This window comes from Phyllobacterium calauticae, assembly GCF_019991125.1.
GTDB classification, from domain to species: Bacteria; Pseudomonadota; Alphaproteobacteria; order Rhizobiales; family Rhizobiaceae; genus Phyllobacterium; species Phyllobacterium calauticae.
The window spans coordinates 56,249-76,069 of the sequence record NZ_JAGENB010000002.1 but is presented as its reverse complement, the minus strand read 5'-3'; the positions used below and the strand labels follow the sequence as shown (position 1 = coordinate 76,069).

Genomic DNA, 19,821 nt, shown 5'->3' with positions numbered 1-19,821 from the left:
TGTAGCTGCATTCCATTTTCAACGACAAAAAATTTTTGGGAGGACATTATGAGACTAAAGGCACCGCTTATTGCGGGCTTGTTCAGCTGCGTCGCATTGGTGGGTTGTACCGGCTCGGGTAACAAGGACACTGCGGCATCCCAGGGAACGTTCGACGGAGCAACCAAGGACCTGAACACGCAGGTATCTCAACCGTCGGACACAATCAGCCAAGCAGTACAGGTCAAACAAGCTCGGGGCGATGCCGACATTGCGGCTTTGCGCGTAACGCTTGGCGAGGTCCAGCAAACTCTGAAGACTTTGGAAACCGGCATAGCCGCAGCGAAGACAGAAAACGACCTTACCAAATTGCGGCGATTCAATCTCCCGCAGGCGGAAGACGATGCAGCCGCGCTTGCACTGAAACTGGGGGATATCAGCTCGTCCAGATTTAACCCGCTGATAACAGCTGCAGACAATCTGCAACAGCGTATCAGCGCTTTGGAGGCTAATCCCCAACTTGCGGCGGCCGACCGCACTCGGCTTGAGGGCGTGACTGGCGACTTTAAAAAACTCAAAGTTGATCTGGTTGCCGCCAGTACCAAATTCGAGGGAGACCGCGCCGTTCTCGCATCGACAAATGATACAATCCGGCAACTGCTGGAAACGGTGAAAATCAAAGCCGATGCTGCATCGATTACAGCGCTGACAGACCAGATCGTCAGTCTCTCAATCGCGATTGAAACGCTGAAGAGAAGCAGCAACGGTGAAATCAGGGATTTCAATTCACGCCTGGCTACATTGGAAGACTCGCTTGATGCCCTGCAACCACGATCGGATATGGCGCTGACCCCGTTTGTCAATCTCTTCATTGGCACGACCAAAACCGACAGCGGCGGCGGTCATTCCGGCAACGTCAACCCCGGCGCGCAGACACCCTTCGGCATGGTCAGCTTCGGACCGGACACGAAGGGCAGCGGCGGCGAGTTTGGCGAGGGATCAGGCGGGTATTATTACGACGATGTGGCGATCCAATATTTCAGCATGACGCATCTGAACGGCCCCGGTTGTCGCAGTCAGAGCGCGGTCGCCATGCTGCCGCAGGAAACAGCCAGCCCGATATCAACCGCCGGCGCAAGATACAGCCATACCGATGAATCGGCGCAACCCGGCTACTACCGGGTCAAGTTCAACAACATCCTCAGCGAACTGACCGCGACGACGAGAACCGGCATGGCGCGTTTCTCCTACGCCAACAAGGATAAGGCTTTCCTCGTCATCGATGCTGCGCTCAACGGCAGAGCAAAAGAGAGAGCCAAGAACAAGCTTGCCAATCTTGCCACGGTCACCTTGGGTGAGGATAAAAAATTCATCTCCGGCAAGGCTTTCGCCGGGAGTTTCTGTGACGGAACATGGGATCAGCCCGTCTATTTCCATGCCGTCTTCGACAAACCCTTGAAAAACACATCTTCGGTCAAAGACGGTTTGGCCACTCTGCAATTCGATCTGACCGATACTGATAAAACCGTCCAGGTCAAAATCGGCATTTCATCAGTCAGTGCTGACAATGCCAGGAAGAATCTTGAGGCCGAAAACAATGGCTGGTTATTCGATACTGTCAGGCAGCAATCAGACGCTATCTGGAACAAGCGCCTGAATACCATCCAGATCAGTCTGGCCAAAGCGGAGGAACAAGCAAAGCTTCCATCGGACAAACAGCCGGCTATCAAGACCAATCTGACGAAATTCTATACGGCGTTCTATCGCGTTTACAGTGGCCCCACCGTTTTCAGCGATGTCAACGGCGACTACCGCAGCATGAAACAGACGGCACCTTTTCCGGCAATCGATACTCTGCCTGACCGCACAACAGAGAACGTGGCCAATTACAAATTCACGCTGGACGGGAAGGAAAGCGGCTACAAGACGCACTACTCCGGTTTCTCCATGTGGGACACCTACCGTTCTGCCACGCAACTGGTAGCTCTTATCGCTCCGGATGAGGCCAGCGAGATGATGCAGTCGCTCGTTGCAGATGCGCAGCAATGCGGCGCATTTCCGCATTGGGTAAATGGCAGCGAGGACACCATCCCCATGCAGGGCGATCACGCCCTCAACGTCATCGCCGGCACCTACCTGTTCGGGGCGCGGAATTTCGACCTGGCCAAAGCGCGCAAATACATGGAGCAATCCACGTTCGATTCCCAAAGCGCCTGCAATGACAAGCTCAGCGTCGGGCGCAATGCCAATCTGCCCGCCTTGCCGGACTATCTCAAACTTGGCTACATCGCTACCGATGCAGCCGCGGCGTGGAATGCATCTTCGGCCACTATTGAAATGACAACCAGCGATCGATCCGCCGCTGCTTTCCTTGCCAGTCTGCCCGCGTCGGCAGGTGTCAAGCCGGACACCATTCAGGCTCTGTTCAAACGCGCCTCAAACTGGCTGAACATTTTTGATACAAGCGAAAAGACACTGAGCGCCAAGGATAAGACCGGCCAATGGCAAAACGGCAGTTTCCATGAATCGACCGAGGGAAATTACATCTGGGCATTTGCTCACGACTGGACCGCGCTCATTGACAAGCTCGGCGGCAAGGCCGCGGCTATCGCACGGCTGAACAAACTGTTTTCCATCCCAGCACTCACCTCGTTCAACGATGTAAGCCGTGAACCTTCCCAAAGAAACCTGAACGGAGGCCAAGAATCAGCAGGTTATTATATCGGGAATGAACCGGCATTTCAGACACCATGGGCCTATAATTGGGCGGCTGCACCGAAATATGCGCAGTACATCATCCCGGTGATCATGAACAAGAACTTCTCTACTGCCCCCGGCGGATTGCCCGGCAATGATGACATGGGAGCGACATCGGCATGGTATGTCTGGGCGGCGCTCGGGCTCTACCCGGTCATTCCCTCGGCGCCTGGACTGGCAGTGTCCACACCGCAATTCCAAGGTATCACCGTCTGGCTCGGCAATGGCAAAAAGCTGCTGATCAAAACTGACAAGGACGCAATGCTCGACAATATCCGGTACATCGGTGAAATGAAGCTCAATGACACGCCCTATCAGGGCCTGTGGCTGCCGCTCGACAGGATCAGAGACGGCGGCAAATTGAACTTCAAGCTGTCAGCGATACCAACAGCGTGGGGTGAAGATGACAGTCTTGTCCCACCCTCGGGACCAAACGCCGACTACAGCAAGCCCACAGCCAAACCGCCTGCGGGTGCGCAAATCATCCCGTAGAGTGATGAAATTTCTAACCTTGAAAACCGGCGCCGGCTCAACCCGGCGCCTATTTTTTGGCAGTCGTCAACGATCAGGATTGAGCAAGACCATTCCTTACCGCAGTCATGCTTACCGTGATCGCCTCCGCAGGATCGTCCAACCGCTGCACCTCCTCGGCGAACGGCTCGAACGAGAACAACCCCGTATAGCCACCGGCCAGAAGCGCCCGGATCTGGGCGATATTGCCGAGACGGTCCTGCACATCGACGAGAACGCGGTGGGAATCGCGCATGTCGCTTATGGCAATGGCGGCATCGGTGACGCCGGAAATATGGACAAGGCCGGTCCATTGCGGAAAGAGCGCCGGTTCCCCGGCGAGATGGTGGTGGAAGGTGTCGTGGACGATCCGGAACGTGTCCTGCCCGCCAATGTCCTCGATGGCCTCGACGGCCTCGCGTTTTGAGCGCAGCGAACAGATTTCAAAGCCGAGCGGTTCGACGAACCCGAGAAGCCCCCGCGCCTCCAGGATCGGCTTGAGCGCTGTCAGCGCCGCACGCAGATTGGCCTGCCGCGCGCCATCCTCCTGACCGGTCCCGTCATTGACCGGTACCAGAACGAGAGCCGCCGCGCCTGCATCCCTGGCATAATCGGCGAGTTCAATGGCTTCCTTTTCGCGCCCGGGCGTCCATTCATTGAAGCGCTGCAACGCATTGATCGTCGCGATCTTCACCCCGACCTCCGCCGCCTGCGCCCGAATATCCGCCGCCGGCGTTCCGTCGATGATGGCATTGCCGGTGAGATCGTTGCGGATTTCCACGTCCTGCACACCGATGGCGCGCGCCAGCTGGAAGAAAGCCTGCGGCCGCAACGCCGGCGTGACCATGTGATTGATTGCAAAAACCGGTGCGGAACGCGTCGCGCTCATCGGAAACCCTCCCAGGAATGAAATGCCAGCACAATGCCGGCGCCGCGCGAAACATCTGTTCCATTCAGCGGTCAGTCAATCGCCCTGACGCCGCAGAAACTATCATCTCTGATAGATTCGGTTGTTTCAGATGTTTTCAGGTAGATAAATATCGAAGGGCAGAAAGGTTTGTCCCGGCGTGTTGGCCGCCCCGGTTTCGATGGCATGCCCCATCAGTTCCACCAGCTCGCGGCAGAGACGCGGCAGTGGGGTGGCAATGGCCATCGTGACGACATTATCGGCCAGCGCCGCGCGTGATTCCGGCGTGATTTCATTGCAGATCATCACCGGCGGTTCCGGCAGAATGCTCTCGCGTAGGGCTGCGATCGCCCCTTCCATGCCGCCGCCGGCGACATAACATCCCGCCAGATCCGGATGGTGTTCCAGCAGATTGAGCATCGCTTCGTGCGTGATCTGCCGTGTCTCCAGATTGATCAGCGTATCGAGCACGGTAAACTCAGGCGCTTCTTCGCGAAAGAACGAGCGGAAGCCGATTTCCCGCAGCTCATGCCCCTGAAACCGATGACTGCCGACAAAGATCGCCACCTTGCCCGGACGGCGCGCCGTTTTGGCGATCATCCACGCCGCCGTGCGTCCCGCCTTGCGGTTGTTCAGGCCGACATAGCCCTCGCGCACGCCAGCGGCAAAGTCGGACAGCAGGGAGAAAACGGCAATGCCCTTCGCCTTCAGTTCTTCGATCACGGCCGTGATCGATGGATGGTCCGGCGCAACGAGCGCGACCGACTGCGTGCGCCCGGCCAGAGACCGCAGCTTGACGATGATATCCTCCGGCGCCAGCGACGGGCAGAAGTCGACGACCGGCACCCCGCGGAAATGCGGCGCGGCATTGACCGCCTGATCGATTTCGCGGGCAAAATCCTGATAAAAATGCTGGCCGGACTTCTGCAGGAGAAAACCCAGCCTGTATTCCGGCAGTTCCTGCCGCATGCGCTGGCGGATCAGCCCCGCCGCGTGATAGCCGATGCTGTTGGCAGCGTCATAGACGCGCCGCGCCGTTTCCTCGCGCACGGGCAGGCGGTTGTTGAGCACGCGGTCCACCGTCGCCACGCTGACCCCGGAAACCCGGGCAAGATCGGCAATTGTCGGTCTGTTGGCCATATCGCCTCGAATGATAGATTCTATCATAAACCGTATCATCCAATGATGGAGATTGATAGGATTTTATCATCGCGAATTGAGCATGCCCGCTGCCATCGCTACACTTCTCCCATCGGGCCGCAGTGTTTGAAGTGCGTGCCGAAGGATTGGGAGGTCCTGCCATGGACGCAGCATTACCGGCATCACGCGATTACAGCCTTGTCGGCCGCGATTCACAGCGCGCTGTCGAGACCGGGCTGGCAGCCGCCGAGTGGTATTACACGGACGTTCCCCGCAAGGACATAAAAGATCTGATGAGGCGCGAGGATGGACCGGCCATGCGCGACACGGCGATCTGGCTCGGCAGCATGGTTGTCCTTGCAGGTCTCGGTATTGTTCTCTGGGGCACGATCTGGTGTGTTCCCGTCTTTCTCGCCTATGGCGTGCTCTACGGTTCCGCCTCGGATTCGCGCTGGCACGAATGCGGCCACGGCACCGCCTTCAAGACCCGCTGGATGAACGATGCGGTCTATCAGATCGCCTGCTTCATGATCATGCGCAATCCGGTGACCTGGCGCTGGAGCCATGCGCGTCACCACACCGACACGGTCATCGTCGGCCGCGACCCGGAGATTGCCGTCATGCGCCCGCCCGATCTCGTCCGCCTCCTCCTGAATTTCTTCGGCCTTCTCGATGCATGGCATGCGGTTGCGGATATGCTGCGCAATGCCGCCGGCATTGTCAGCGCCGAGGAAAAGAGCTTCATTCCCGCGCAGGAGCAGCACAAGGTCGTGCGCTTCGCCCGCATCTGGCTGGCGATCTATGCCGTCACCATTGCGCTGGCTGTCTACACAGGCTCGATCCTGCCGCTGATGCTGGTCGGCCTGCCCCGCCTGTATGGCGCGTGGCACCATGTCCTGACCGGCCTGCTCCAGCATGGCGGGCTTGCCGACAATGTCATCGATCACCGCCTCAACAGCCGTACGGTGCTGATGAACCCCGTCAGCCGCTTCATCTACTGGAACATGAATTATCACGTCGAGCATCACATGTTTCCCATGGTGCCCTATCATGCGCTGCCACGCCTGCATGCCATGATCAGGCACGATCTGCCCGCCCCCAATCCGTCCATCCTCGACGGCTACCGCGAGATGATCCCCGCCTTCCTGCGCCAGTTGCGCAATGAAGACTATTACCTCAGGCGTGAATTGCCGCTGACGGCAAAACCCTACCGCGAGGAATTCCACGGCGAGGATGCCCGCGCTGCAGCGGAATAGAATTGGTAAGAAACTGCTTACAAAGAAGACCAATGAGCAGGGCCTGTGCGGCTCCTGCCAAAGGGAGGAAAGAGCATGAGCGACTGGATTGAGGCCTGCACGGCGGATGATATCGATGAGGAAGATGTCATGCGTTTCGACCACGCGGGCCGGACCTTTGCGATCTATCGCAGCCCCGATGACGAATTCTTCGCCACCGACGGGCTTTGCACCCATGAGCATGTCCATCTGGCCGACGGGCTTGTCATGGACGATATCATCGAGTGCCCCAAGCACAATGGCCGGTTCAGCTACAAGACCGGCCAGGCCAAGGGCGCGCCGGTCTGCGTCAACCTGAAGACTTATCCGGTGAAAGTCGAGGCCGGCAAGGTCCTCATCCAGCTGGCGTCCTGACGATGACCGCCGGTATGGTCATCATCGGCGGCGGCGAATGCGGCGCCCGCGCCGCCTTTGCGCTGCGGGAGAACGGATATGCCGGGTCGGTCACGCTGATCGGCGCGGAAAAGCACCTTCCCTATGAACGGCCGCCTTTGTCCAAGGACACCATGATTTCACCGGAGCATCCCCTCGCCAGAACCATCGCGGGAGAGGACCGGTTCGCCGAACAGGATATCCGCTTCGTTGCCGGCACGACTGCGATTGGAATAGACCGGGAAGCGAAGAACGTCATCCTTGCCGGTGACAATCGTCTCGCCTATGACCGGCTGCTGCTCGCGACGGGTGCCGTCCCCCGCCCGCTGCCGCTGGCGGCGGCAAGCAGGCATTGCGCCTGTCTGCGCAGCTATGACGACGCGCTGGCCATCCGGGCGCAGCTTCAGCCGGGCGCGCGCATTGTCATTGTCGGCGGCGGCTTCATCGGCCTTGAACTTGCGGCCAGTGCGCGCCAGCGCGGCGCCGTGGTGACGGTGCTCGAAACCCAGGCGCGCATTCTGATGCGCGGCGTACCGGAGGAAATCGCCGCAGTCATCGCGGCACGTCACCGGCAGGAAGGCGTTCTCATCCGCTGCGGCGTTGCCATTGCAGCAATCACCGACAAAGACATTGGCGTCACCATCACGCTAGCCGATGGTGAAAAGCTTGAAGCAGACCTCGCCGTCATCGGCATCGGCGCCCTGCCGGTAACGGCGCTCGCCGAGGCGGCCGGTCTTGAAACCGCCAATGGCATCCTCGTCAATGCGCATCTGCAGACGAGCGACCCCGATATTTTTGCTGCCGGCGATTGCTGTGCGTTTCCGCTTGCTCTCTATGACGGTCGCCAGGTGCGGCTGGAAGCATGGCGCAATGCGCAGGAACAGGGCACGCTGGCCGCCCGCAACATGCTTGGGCTTTGCGAGCCGCATCTCGCCGTTCCGTGGTTCTGGTCCGATCAGTATGAGTTGGGGCTGCAGGTGGCCGGGCTTGCCGACGAAGGTGCCCGGACAATCCGCCGGGATCTCGGCGATGGCGCGTTCATCCTGTTCCATCTCGCGGCGGATGGACGCCTTGTCGCTGCCAGCGGCATTGGTCCCGGCAGCAGCGTCGCCCGGGATATCCGGCTGGCGGAAATGCTGATTGCCCGCTCCGCCTGTCCCGATCAGGCTCATCTCGCCGCCCCGGACATCAAACTCAAATCGCTGCTCGCAGCCTGAAACGGACGGAGACACCATGACCAGCAAACGCCCCACGGTGGCAGATATTCTTGCAATGAAAGGTCGTCGCCAGCTGACCATGCTGCGGGTCGAAACGCTTGAGGAAGCGGAGGCCGCCGAGCGCGCGCGGGTCGATATTCTTTCCGTGCGGCCGGCGCTGCTCTCTCCCGCTTTCCGCGATGCGGCGCCATCCTGTTTCACCATACCCGGCCTTGAATACGGCGATTTCGTCACGGCGGAGGATTATGTGCGTGCCGCCTTTTCCGCCTTGCATGCGGGCGGCGATGCGGTCTATTGCGCGGCCAGCCTGTCGACGATCCGGCGCATGCGCGATGAAGGCATTCCTGTCTGCGGCCATGTTGGCCTGATCCCGTCAAAGGCGACCTGGACCGGCGGCTTCAAAGCTGTCGGCAAGACGGCGCAAAGCGCGCTCGACATCTGGCGCCAGACCAAGGCGCTGGAAGAGGCCGGGGCGTTTGCCGCCGAGATCGAGGTGGTGCCGGTGGCGGTTGCAACCGCCATTTCCGAGCGCACCTCGCTGTTCATGATTTCCATGGGCGCAGGCGCCGGCTGCGATGCGCAATATCTCTTCGCCGAGGATATTCTTGGATCGAACCGCGGCCATTATCCGCGCCATGCCAAGACCTACCGCAACTTTTCCGCCGAATATGACCGCCTGCAGCAGGAAAGGGTCGCAGCCTTTTCCGAGTTTGTCGCAGACGTGCACGCAAAAAACTATCCGGCAGCCGAACATGTGGTTGGAATTCCGCATGACGAACTGGACCGTTTTCTCAAAGAGCTTCCTGGAGTTTGAACCGATGGATCATCAGTCCCCCACCTCGCCCGTAACCCGTCAGCCCTCTGATTATGCGCACGGTTTCGTCCTCACCCTGTCGTGCGAAGACAAGCCAGGGATCGTGGCATCGGTGACGACGGAGCTGGCGGCGCTGGATGCCAATATCGCCGAGAGCAACCAGTTCTGGGACCGCCAGACCAACCGCTTCTTCATGCGCATCGCCTTTGCCGCCTCAGAAAGCACCTCCAAGGACGATGTCGAGCGGGCGCTGAAACCCGCCATCGAGCGCTTCGGCATGAAGACCACGCTGATCGACCAGGCCAAGAAGCCGAAGATCGTCATCATGGTGTCGAAGTTCGACCATGCGCTCTTGCACCTGTTCTACCAGATCAAGGTCGGCTGGCTCGATGCGGAAGTGGCCGCCATCGTCTCCAACCACGAGGACAGCCGCCGCTTTGCCGAGCATGAGGGCATCCCCTATCATGTGCTGCCCGTGTCGAAAGACAACAAGACGGCGCAGGAGGAGGCGCTGCTGAAGATCGTCAAGGACACCGGCGCCGATCTCGTCATCCTCGCCCGCTACATGCAGGTGCTGTCGGACACTCTGTCGAAGCGGCTGTTCGGCAAGGTGATCAACATCCACCATTCGTTCCTGCCGAGCTTCAAGGGGGCAAAGCCCTATCACCAGGCGTTCGAGCGCGGGGTGAAGCTGATCGGCGCGACGGCGCATTATGTCACGCCCGACCTCGACGAGGGCCCGATCATCGAGCAGGAGACCGAGCGGGTCAGCCATGCCATGAGCGCCGAGGACTTTGTCGCCACCGGCCGCGATATCGAGAGCCGGGTGCTCGCCCGCGCCGTCAAGAAGCACCTCGAATCCCGCGTCATGCTCAATGGGCACAAGACCGTGGTGTTCTAAGCACAGGTATTTTTTAAGGGTGCGTGGTGCGTGGTTCGACAAGCTCACCATGAGGGAGAGTGAGGACTTCAGGGAGTCATATGCTGCAATCCTTGTGACTAAGCATTGCAGCCCAACCCTCTCCCTCATGGTGAGCTTGTCGAACCACGCACAGTGGCAATGCCAGCCTTCCCCGCCGGATTTTGCTTGCGTATCAGAACGGAGAATAGCTCAAAAGGCGGCACTCAGGCTTCGATCTCCACATTGCCGAGTGGCTTGGTGCAGCAGGCAAGGACAAATCCCTCGTCGATTTCCTCGTCGAGGATACCGCCATTGTGATCCATCTCGGACTTGCCCGAGAGTTTCATCACCTTGCACGTGCCGCACAGGCCGGATTCGCAGGCCGCCGCAATGCGGATACCGGCGCCGCGCGCCGCCTTGAGGATCGTATCGCCCGGCATGCAGGGCACATCCATGCCCGACATGGAAAATGTGATCGTCGCCGACGCTTCCACGGCGTCGGTGGACATCACATCGAAGGCGGGCAGAACGGGCTCGGCGGCCGGGCCAAAGCTTTCCTGATGATAGTGCGCCATGTCGAAACCGCTGGCTTCGAGCATACCGCGCACATCGCGCATGAAACCTTCCGGACCGCAGCAGAAGATCGTCCTGTCCTTGAAATCGGGCGACAGCAGCGGCAGCTTGGGCGCTTCCAGCCGCCCGCGGATACCGGTCCACACCTGCCCCATCTCGTGTTCCTTGATCAGGAACGACAGTTTCAGGTTGGGCATGCAGTTTGTCAGATATTCCAGTTCCCGGCGGAAAATGATGTCGCTGGGCCGGCGGGCGCAGGTGACGAAGCTGATATCGCTCTGCGGGGCGCAATCATGCATCCAGCGGGTCATCGACATCATCGGCGTGATGCCGGACCCGGCCGAGATGAACAGGTACTTTTCCCCCGGATGCCTGCGCATGGAGAAATCGCCGAGCGGACCGAAGGCCTTCAGCCGCATGCCGGGGGTCAGGTGATCCAGCATCCAGCGGGTGCCGATGCTGTTCTCCTGCGCCTTGACCGTCACGGCGATGGTGAAGGGCCGTGACGGGCTGGAGGAGAGCGTATAGGTGCGCAGGACGGCTTCGGGCTGCACCGGCAGCTCGAAGGTCATGAACTGGCCCGGCTCATAGCGGAACCAGTTCTGGTTGTCGGAACGGAATGTGAAGGTCTTCACATTCGGCGCTTCCTCGATGATCGACAGACACTCCAGCAGATGCAACCGGTCATTCCATGGCTGCATCTGGTCGAGGTGCGGGTAAGACTGAGGAACGCCCATGTTCATTGTGTACCTATGCTACCTTGCTGAGCCGCGTATCGCCGCCGGAGAGACGCTCTTCCATGAACCTGCAATACCATTCGAGGAATTGCAGCACGCCGCCTTCATGCTCGGGCGAATAGGGGCCGGGCTCGTAGGCGGGCGAGCGGATGCCGAAGGCGTTTTCCTCGACGATCCGGCGGTCCTGGTCATTGGTCTCGAGCCAGACATGCGTCAGTTCTTCGATGGTGTAATCCACGCCCTCAACCGCATCCTTGTGCACCAGCCATTTGGTGGTGACCTGCGTTTCATCCGGGCCGAGCGGCAGCACGCGGAAGGAAATCGCATGGTCGCCGAGGATATGGTTCCAGGTGGTCGGGTAATGGAACAGCAGCAGCGAGCCGATCTGCTTCTCGTTGACACTGTCGCTGAGCTGCTTGCCGACGGCGCGGCGCCCGCTCATCGTATAGCTTTCCGCATCGCGCAGCAGCGGCACACGGGTGGCGCGGTACTGGCCGTCATCGGACATGCGGAAAATGCTGGGCAGGCCTGCCGCTTCGCAACGCTGCCAGTGGGCAGCAATTTCCGGATCGTCTGCGGCGCCCTGGACACCGCTCACGCTCGGCGCTTCCGGAAAGGTCTTGCACAGCTCGGGATGATTGGCCACGCAGTGATAGCACTCGCGGTTGTTTTCCCAAACCAGCTTCCAGTTGCCCTTTTCGACGATGGTGCTCTGATAGGCGACCTTGGTTTCGGTGAGGTGGTGCGGCGCGAGATAGGGTTCGATCAGTGCGCGCGTTGCACTGAAATCGACAGGATTCTGCGCCAGGCAGATGAAGATGTAACCGCCGGCGCTTTCGCACTGCACCGGCTTCAGGCTGTGCTGGCTGGCGTCGAAATCATCGCCCATCTGGCGGGCGAACAGCAGGCGACCGTCAAGCTCGTAGGTCCACTGGTGATAGGGGCAGACGAGCTTGGCCGACGTGCCGCGCTCGGCCGAGCAGACGCGCGAGCCGCGATGGCGGCAGGAATTGTGAAAGGCCCGGATCTGGCCCTGGCGGTCGCGCACGATGACCACGGGATAGTCGCCGACCTGCACCGTGAAGAAGTTGCCGGGCTTGGCGACTTCGCAATCATGGCCGATAAACAGCCAGTCGCGATAAAAGATGTTCTCCATATCCAGCCGGAAATAATCCGGATCGGAATAGAAAGACTGTTCAAGGCCGTAGCCGGGTTTCCGGTTTCTCAGGTTCCGGAGCAGTTCGTTGCGTATATCCATGTCGTGTCCTCGCCTCGATGTTGCGAAAGAACTGACTGGTGGTGACGGAGGAAGAACGCCTGTACGGCCAGCCACCGGCTGATGCCCGCACAGAATCATGCTCCTTGATCGCCCACCGCGATCAGTCGGTTTTCAGTACCGAGGCTGGTTTCCGGGCTCTGGAGTTGCCGTATCGGCTGTCACGACGCCTTCCCGGGGTTGTGACCCAGTGGCTGTTATGCCGTGTTTCACTCCACTACCGTTGCGGGGGCAGCGCCGGGTTTCCGACCGGCTTCCCAATTCTCCGCTTCCCTAGAAAAGCGGCACCTCAAGTGCCCCGATAAAAGCATCCGGCACCCAAAAAGAATAGGTGCGGAAACGACATCGCATTTACGTAAGACGACACGCCGGGCGCGTGTACACTATGTCGCAGATTGGCGATCAAACGGCCTCTGGTTCAATCCAGAACCACCAGTTCCTCGAAATGATTCATATCGACGAAACTGCACAATGCGGGCGGATTCAACGCAATGACCGGCGATTCACGCCGGATGAATGCTAGGCAATCATCCAGAAGTTCCTGCCAGGCCCCGAGCCTTTCATCCGGGAACCGCGCGATCGGATAGGCCAGCGTGATGTGGAAGACATAGGTGTCGTGATCAGGATGCCGGTAACCGAACGGCACGGCCAGTTCGTCGCGCCAGGCACGCATGATCCGCTCGTCATATTCGCTCGCACCCGCCACCGTCAGGCCTGCGGGCGTGACATCGATCACCTCGACGTTGAACGGCCCGCATCCCTCGAAATCCCGCAGGCGATCCACATAAAGCCGCGTCATGTCGTCGATGCTTGTCTCCAGCGGAACATCATCCGGCCAATAGGACGGGCGGCGGCGATATTCGATAATGCCCTGAAACAGCGTCATGTGCAGGCTGGAGACGGGGGTAAAGGCCAGCTGCCCGGCATCGGGCATCGCCAGCATCCGGTCGCGCACGGCAATGACCGAGGCTTCCGACTCGGACCCCTTCACCAGATGGCAGACCACCGTATTGCCGGGTTCCGGCTGAAAGACGCCCGCGCTGTTGTAGCGCCGGCCGAGATGCACCGGCGGTTCCGGGTGCAGGCTGGCGGCAAAGCGGGCAAGCGAAGGCTTGATCAGGTCGAGCATGGGAACCCCGTGACGAAAGAAGACGATGCAATCGCCATAGGACAGCTCTTTGTCAGACTGATGAAGCCCCGCCCCTTTTCCTATGGCCGGTGGAGATATTCCTCGATCGACGCCTGTTTCATTTCAATCGAGAAACCCGGCAGCGACGGCGGCATATAGGCGGCATCCCGGATATGGCAGGGATCGACAAAATGCTCATGCAGGTGGTCGACATATTCGATCACCCGGCCCTCCTTCGTGCCCGACACGGCGATATAGTCGATCATCGACAGATGCTGCACATATTCGCACAGGCCGACACCGCCCGCATGCGGCCAGACGGGCAATCCGTATTTCGCCGCGATCAGCAGCACGGCCAGCACTTCATTGAGGCCGCCCATCCGGCACGAATCGATCTGCACCACATCGATGGCGCCTTCGGCGATGAACTGCTTGAACATGATGCGGTTCTGGCACATCTCGCCGGTCGCGACCTTCACCGGCTTGATTGCCTGCCGGATCTTGCGGTGGCCCGCCACGTCATCCGGGCTGGTCGGCTCCTCGATGAAGAACGGCTTGACGAAGGCAAGCTTGTTGACCCAGTCGATGGCCTCGCCCACTTCCCAGACCTGGTTGGCATCGATCATCAGGATACGGTCCGGCCCTATCACCTCGCGGGCAATGGTCAGGCGGCGGATATCGTCCTCAAGATCGCGGCCGACCTTCATCTTGACGTGGTTGAAACCGGCGTCGACCGCCTCCTGGCAGAGGCGGCGCAGCTTTTCATCGGAATAGCCGAGCCAGCCCGCCGATGTGGTGTAGCAGGGATAGCCTTCCGCCTGCAGCGTCGCGATCCGCTCCTTCTTGCCGTTCTCCGCCTTGCGCAGGATGGCGAGCGCTTCCTCGCGCGTCAGCACGTCTGTCAGGTAGCGGAAGTCGACGATATCGACGATTTCTTCCGGCGTCATCTCGCCGACCAACTGCCAGACCGGCTTGCCCGCCTCCTTGGCCAGGAGGTCCCAGACCGCATTGACCACCGCACCCGTCGCCAGATGCATCGCGCCCTTGTCGGGCCCGATCCAGCGCAACTGGCTGTCGCCGGTGATGAAGTGCCAGAAACGGCCGGGATTTTCCTTCACCCAGTCCAGCTCCAGCCCGACAACGAGATGCTTCATCGCTTCAATCGCCAGGCAGCAGATTTCATTGCCGCGACCGATGGTGAAGGTCAGCCCATGGCCGGACAAAGCCTTGTTGTCAGTATCGAGGACGACGTAGGCGGCGGAATAATCCGGGTCCGGGTTCATGGCGTCCGATCCATCCAGGCTCTGCGAGGTGGGAAAGCGGACGTCGAAGACGCGAAGATCGGTAATGCGGGTCACAATATGCCTCTTGAATAATGTTGCGGGTCAGCACGCGTTAGACGTCGGCGCGTGCCACCTGTTTCTGGGTGCCAAGACCGTCAATGCCGAGCTCGATCACGTCACCTGCCTTGAGGTAGCGCGGCGGCTTCATGCCCATGCCGACGCCGGGTGGCGTCCCGGTCGAGATGACGTCGCCGGGATGCAGCGACATGAACTGGCTGAGATAGGAGACGAGGAAGGCAACGCCGTAGACCATGGTCCGGGTCGAGCCGTTCTGCATCGTCTCGCCATTGACCTTCAGCCACATGCCGAGGTTCTGCGGGTCGGCCACCTCGTCCTTGGTCACCAGCCACGGGCCGGTCGGACCGAATGTGTCGCAGGATTTGCCCTTGGTCCATTGCCCTGCACGCTCCGTCTGGAAGGCGCGCTCGCTGACATCGTGCACGGTGCAGTATCCGGCGACATAATCCAGCGCCTCGGCTTCGCCGACATATTTTGCCGTGCGGCCGATGACGATGCCAAGCTCGACTTCCCAGTCGGTCTTTTCCGAACCGCGCGGAATGACCAGATCGTCATTCGGGCCTGATATGGCGGACGTCGCCTTCATGAAAATCACCGGCTCCGGCGGCACGGCCATGCCGGATTCCGCTGCGTGGTCGGCATAGTTGAGGCCGATGCAGATGAATTTTCCGGTTCCGGCAACGCAGGGGCCAAGGCGCGGATTGCCCTCAACGACAGGCAGGTTTTCTATATCCAGCGCCGACAATTTTGCCAGCGCCTCCGGGTCGAGCACGGCCCCGGCAAGATCGTTCACCTTACCGGAGAGATCGCGGATTTGCCCCTTGGCATCAAGCACGCCGGGCTTTTCCTGCCCCGGTTCGCCATAACGTAGAAATTTCATCGTCTGTTCCTTTGATCTTTTAAACCGTCCAGCCGCCATCGATGTTATAGGCCTGCCCCGTCGTATAGGTCGCACCGGCGAGGTAGACGGCAAGATCGGCAATTTCTTCCGGCAGGCCAAGACGGCCCATCGGCTGGCGCGCAATGAAAGCCGCGCGCGCGGCTTCGTAGTCACCGCCTGCGCGCATGCGCTGTTCCAGCGACGGGCTTTCCACCGTGCCGGGGCAGATCGCGTTGCAGCGGATGCCCTGCGTGATGTATTCGGCAGCTACCGACTTGGTCAGGCCGAGCACCGCCGCCTTGGTAACGCCATAGGCGAAACGGTTCGGTACGCCCTTCACGCTGCTGGCCACCGACGACATGTTGATGATCGCGCCATCGCCGCGCTCGATCATGCCGGGCAGCACGGCGCGGATCGTGCGGATCATCGCCCGGACATTGAGATCGAGGGCGAAATCCAGGTCCGCATCGGGCATTTCGAGGATGGAACCGCCATGGACGAACCCGGCACAATTGAAAAGGACATCAATCGGACCGATCTCGCCTGCAACCTGATTGACCTCTTCGGTTTTCAATACATCCAGCTTGCGCGGTTTGATCCCCGCCTCTTTCGGCAGCGCGTCGAGCAATTGCTGGTTGATATCTGTGGCATGGACGATTGCACCTTCGCGCGCAAAAGCCAGCACTGAGGCCCGGCCGATGCCCTGCCCTGCCGCTGTGATCAAAACCCGCTTGCCTGCAAGCTTACCCGTCATTTCAAACCTCCATTTGGCACATTGAGGTGCCCGTCATATCAAGTTGTTCTGCGCTCGGCGATCAGGATATGGTCCGCCGCAAGCACGACTTCATCACGTTGATTGAGAACTTCGCAGCGCTCGACCACGCGCCCGCTCCCGGGGCGTTTCGGATCGTCGTCCTTGGCGCTGATGGTCACGCGCGTGCGGATCGTGTCGCCGATGAAAACCGGCCGCACGAACCGCAGACGGTCATAACCATAGGAGAATGCCACCGGATTGATCAGGCTGGCGGTGAGGCCGACACCGATAGAGAAGATCATCGTGCCATGCGCAACCCGCTGGCCGAACGGCGTGGTCTTGGCAAATTCGGCATCCATGTGGTGCGGGAAGAAATCCCCGGTATGGCCCGCATGCACGACGAAATCGGTTTCGGTGATCGTGCGGCCCGTCGTGGTGCGCACATGGCCGATAGCATAATCCTCGAAATAGATGGCCTGCTCAGACATTCACGCCTCCGGCTTTCGCGCCAGCGGTGTCGCCGGCGCCGCGCTTGATTGATAGGCGGCCTCGACCAGCGCCATAGTATGCCAGGCGTCTTCGACCGAACTCACCAGCGCCTTATCCTCGCCGCAGGCAAAGCGCTGCAGATTGGCCATGCGCCCGACAAAGGCATCGGGGAACCATGCGCCTTGCAGCGGAACATTGATCCAATCGGAGCCACCCTTCGGGTAGATCATCAACGCATCCGGTTCACCGCGCGGATAGTCGAGATTGACCCCGAGCTTCACATAGGCGGCGCCTTCCGTGCCGCTGATGCGGAACTCGCAGGCCTGGAATGTGCGACCGAATTTGTGGTCGTGATTGATCGACAGCGAGCAGCGCACCCGATCGCCATAGTCGAGGATCGCGCTCGTCCGCGTCTGCGCGACCGCGTGGCCGGGATGCCCCAGTGTCTTCGCGTGCACGCCCAGCGGATTGCCGAGAATCTCGCGGATCACATCGATGTAGTGGATCGAATGCATGACGATCTCGACGCGCGGCAGGCCGTTGAGAAACGGCCACAGCGACCACGGCGTGTCCAACGCCAGCCAGGCATCGAAATCAATGACCTCGCCCAGCCAGCCCTGCGCGATCGCGTCTTTCAGCGCCAGCATCATCGGGGCAAACCGCAGCTGGAAATTGACGGCGGCGGTGATGTTGCGCTCCCGGCAGATCCTCAGAATTTCCGAGGCTTGCACAAGGTCGCTGCCCATCGGTTTCTGGATCAGGGCAAAGGAACCCTCCGGCAGGGCTTTCAGCACGTCCGCATGGCGCGCGGGCGGCGTGGCCAGATCGAAGATGGCGTTTTCCACGGCCGCGGCTTCCGCCACCGATGCATAGGCAGTCACATTCCATTCAGCGGCGATTTTCGCGGCCTTTGCCTGATCGGGATCGAACAGGCCGGCGATGGGGAAACCGCCTTTCCGGTAGGCCGGATAATGTGCATCGCCGACGATGCTGCCCGCCCCGAAGGTCACGATGGGGCGCGGCTTCGCCGGAAGCGGCCAGCTCTGCTGCAGGGTGGATGGATTGAAGGGCTTTGCAAGTGTTTGCACGCTTCAGATACCCCCCTCTGTCCTGCCGGACATCTCCCCCACAAGGGGGGAGATCAGCCTGCATTGCCGCTTCTGCGAAATTTGAAACGTTTCCTGTTGTGCGAAAGCATTCATGCCAATGTGATCTCCCCCCTTGTGGGGGAGATGGGCGGCAGCCCAGAGGGGGGTGAAAGGACGGTTGTTCATTTGTATTCCTCAATCCACATGGAAGACTTCATCCATCATCGCCCACCATTCGCCCGGCGCCCGCGTTGCCAGCGGCACCTGGCACGGCATGCAGACGTCCCACCATTCCTTGTTTTTCGGAACGGCAGCCATGCGGGCCATATCCGCGACAAAATCCGTGCCGTGATATTCCCAACTACCGAACAGGATATTCTCCGGCTCACGCAGGAAGATCGTGTAGTTGCGGATATTGCAGCTGGAGATGAGCGCGAGGATTTCCGGCCAGACAGCCGCGTGCAGGCGCTTGTATTCCACCACCTTGTCACCGTTCAGTCCGATCATCATGCCCATGCGCTGCATCAGCCTAACTCCGGATTTCCGTGGTGAATTCATCGATGCTGCGTGCCTTCACCGCATCCCAGTCCCAATCGATGCCGATGCCGGGTTCGGATGGCGCGATGGCATAGCCATCTTCGATATGCATCTGCGTCCGTGTCAGGTCGTCCAGCTGCGGGATATATTCGACATACCTGCCGTTCTGCACCGCGCAGGTGAGGCTGACATGCAGCTCCATCAGGAAGTGCGGGCAAACCGGCATGTCGAAACTTTCCGCCGTATGCGCCACTTTCAGCCATGGCGTGATCCCGCCGATACGGCCCACATCCACCTGTACGATGGAACAGGCCCGCTTCTGCATGTATTCGCGGAAATGCCGGATCGAATAGAGCGACTCGCCAACGGCAACCGGCGTCTGCGTCGCCGCGGACAGGCGCACATGGCCGTCGATGTCGTCAGCCGGCAGCGGCTCTTCCAGCCAGGCGAGGTCAATATCGCGCAGCACCTGCGAGCGCCTGATGGCCTCATCCAGCGTAAAGCCCTGATTGGCATCGGTCATGATTTCGAAACCCGCACCCACCGCAGCGCGCACCGCCGACAGACGGTCGAGATCTTCCGACCCGTGCGGGCGGCCGATCTTCACCTTGGCGCCCTTGAAACCCTTGGCTTTCGCCTGCAGCGCATCATCCACCAGCGCCTGTTTTTCGATATGCAGCCAGCCGCCCTCCGTGGTGTAGAGCGGGCAGCGGTCTTTGGCGCCGCCTGCCAGCTTCCACAGCGGCAGGTTCTGTTTCTTCGCCCGCAGGTCCCACAGGGCAATGTCGATAGCGGCGAGCGCAATCGCGGTGATCGCACCGATGGTCGTCGCATGGGTGGCGAATTCAAGCTCGCGCCAGATGGCCTCGATCTGGTCGGCATCCCTGCCGAGCAGGCGCGGCACCAGATGATCCGAGAGCAGGCGCATCACCGAGGAGCCGCCAGTGCCGATCGTATAGCTGTATCCCGTACCGACAGCGCCGTCGCTGTCGGTGATCGTGACAATCGGCGTTTCCTGCGAAACAAAGCTCTGGATGGCATCGGTCCGCAGCACTTTCGGCGGCAGGTCGACCATCCGCAATTCGACGCGTTCGATTCTGGCCAT

At 60.2% G+C, this 19,821-nt stretch carries 18 protein-coding genes and 1 riboswitch; of the genes, 6 read left to right on the top strand and 12 right to left on the bottom strand.

From position 1 onward, the window contains the following. Positions 1–48: 48 nt before the first annotated feature. Entirely contained in the window at positions 49–3,228 is a 3,180-nt protein-coding gene (locus tag J1W56_RS06335) for a GH92 family glycosyl hydrolase (protein ID WP_223612490.1), read from the top strand. 73 nt (positions 3,229–3,301) lie between these two features. Here the strand turns inward: J1W56_RS06335 and J1W56_RS06330 are convergent, their stop codons facing one another. Both J1W56_RS06330 and J1W56_RS06325 read right to left on the bottom strand, forming a co-directional pair. Then, a complete protein-coding gene (locus J1W56_RS06330) occupies positions 3,302–4,135 on the bottom strand; it encodes a TIM barrel protein (RefSeq protein ID WP_223612489.1) in 834 nt (277 codons plus the stop codon). A gap of 126 nt (positions 4,136–4,261) precedes the next feature. Then, positions 4,262–5,293, bottom strand: a complete 1,032-nt coding sequence (locus tag J1W56_RS06325; protein ID WP_223612488.1) for a LacI family DNA-binding transcriptional regulator — start codon at positions 5,291–5,293, stop codon at positions 4,262–4,264. Positions 5,294–5,454: 161 nt separating this feature from the next. Between J1W56_RS06325 and J1W56_RS06320 the strand changes: the two genes are divergently transcribed. The 5 genes from J1W56_RS06320 to purU all read left to right on the top strand — a co-directional run bounded on the left by J1W56_RS06320 (position 5,455) and on the right by purU (position 9,892). Beyond that, positions 5,455–6,549 carry a fatty acid desaturase family protein gene (locus tag J1W56_RS06320; RefSeq protein WP_223612487.1) on the top strand — a complete coding sequence of 365 codons (1,095 nt, stop codon included), beginning with the start codon at positions 5,455–5,457 and terminating at the stop codon, positions 6,547–6,549. A 75-nt stretch (positions 6,550–6,624) separates the two neighbouring features. Beyond that, a complete protein-coding gene (locus tag J1W56_RS06315; RefSeq protein ID WP_223612486.1) occupies positions 6,625–6,942 on the top strand; it encodes a MocE family 2Fe-2S type ferredoxin in 318 nt (105 codons plus the stop codon). Between the two features lie 2 nt (positions 6,943–6,944). Then, the gene (locus tag J1W56_RS06310) at positions 6,945–8,177 is read left to right on the top strand and encodes an NAD(P)/FAD-dependent oxidoreductase (protein WP_223612485.1); all 1,233 of its coding nucleotides are present in this window, start codon (positions 6,945–6,947) and stop codon (positions 8,175–8,177) included. Positions 8,178–8,193: 16 nt separating this feature from the next. Beyond that, a complete protein-coding gene (locus tag J1W56_RS06305) occupies positions 8,194–8,991 on the top strand; it encodes a 3-methyl-2-oxobutanoate hydroxymethyltransferase (RefSeq protein WP_223612484.1) in 798 nt (265 codons plus the stop codon). Between the two features lie 4 nt (positions 8,992–8,995). Continuing rightward, complete coding sequence (gene purU, locus J1W56_RS06300; RefSeq protein WP_223613444.1) at positions 8,996–9,892, top strand: formyltetrahydrofolate deformylase; 897 nt, start codon at positions 8,996–8,998, stop codon at positions 9,890–9,892. Between the two features lie 224 nt (positions 9,893–10,116). Here the strand turns inward: purU and J1W56_RS06295 are convergent, their stop codons facing one another. From J1W56_RS06295 to J1W56_RS06250, 10 genes are all read right to left on the bottom strand, one after another. Then, positions 10,117–11,208, bottom strand: a complete 1,092-nt coding sequence (locus J1W56_RS06295) for a hybrid-cluster NAD(P)-dependent oxidoreductase (protein ID WP_223612483.1) — start codon at positions 11,206–11,208, stop codon at positions 10,117–10,119. Between the two features lie 7 nt (positions 11,209–11,215). Beyond that, positions 11,216–12,460, bottom strand: a complete 1,245-nt coding sequence (locus J1W56_RS06290; RefSeq protein ID WP_223612482.1) for an aromatic ring-hydroxylating oxygenase subunit alpha — start codon at positions 12,458–12,460, stop codon at positions 11,216–11,218. A 125-nt stretch (positions 12,461–12,585) separates the two neighbouring features. Then, positions 12,586–12,785: riboswitch (cobalamin riboswitch) on the bottom strand. A gap of 111 nt (positions 12,786–12,896) precedes the next feature. Further along, positions 12,897–13,607: a DUF1868 domain-containing protein gene (locus tag J1W56_RS06285; protein ID WP_223612481.1), complete on the bottom strand. Its 711-nt coding sequence runs from the start codon at positions 13,605–13,607 to the stop codon at positions 12,897–12,899. A gap of 80 nt (positions 13,608–13,687) precedes the next feature. Continuing rightward, positions 13,688–14,965, bottom strand: coding sequence for an L-fuconate dehydratase (locus tag J1W56_RS06280; RefSeq protein WP_223612480.1), 1,278 nt, complete (start codon positions 14,963–14,965; stop codon positions 13,688–13,690). 37 nt (positions 14,966–15,002) lie between these two features. Then, positions 15,003–15,848: a fumarylacetoacetate hydrolase family protein gene (locus J1W56_RS06275; protein ID WP_223612479.1), complete on the bottom strand. Its 846-nt coding sequence runs from the start codon at positions 15,846–15,848 to the stop codon at positions 15,003–15,005. Between the two features lie 19 nt (positions 15,849–15,867). Beyond that, positions 15,868–16,602 (bottom strand): SDR family oxidoreductase, encoded by a 735-nt coding sequence (locus J1W56_RS06270; protein ID WP_105731930.1) that lies wholly within the window; start codon positions 16,600–16,602, stop codon positions 15,868–15,870. Positions 16,603–16,640: 38 nt separating this feature from the next. Beyond that, a complete protein-coding gene (locus tag J1W56_RS06265) occupies positions 16,641–17,090 on the bottom strand; it encodes a MaoC family dehydratase (RefSeq protein ID WP_223612478.1) in 450 nt (149 codons plus the stop codon). Beyond that, complete coding sequence (locus tag J1W56_RS06260) at positions 17,091–18,179, bottom strand: Gfo/Idh/MocA family protein (RefSeq protein ID WP_223612477.1); 1,089 nt, start codon at positions 18,177–18,179, stop codon at positions 17,091–17,093. Positions 18,180–18,374: 195 nt separating this feature from the next. Continuing rightward, positions 18,375–18,704 carry an L-rhamnose mutarotase gene (locus J1W56_RS06255; RefSeq protein WP_223612476.1) on the bottom strand — a complete coding sequence of 110 codons (330 nt, stop codon included), beginning with the start codon at positions 18,702–18,704 and terminating at the stop codon, positions 18,375–18,377. Positions 18,705–18,708: 4 nt separating this feature from the next. Then, complete coding sequence (locus J1W56_RS06250; protein ID WP_223612475.1) at positions 18,709–19,821, bottom strand: mandelate racemase/muconate lactonizing enzyme family protein; 1,113 nt, start codon at positions 19,819–19,821, stop codon at positions 18,709–18,711.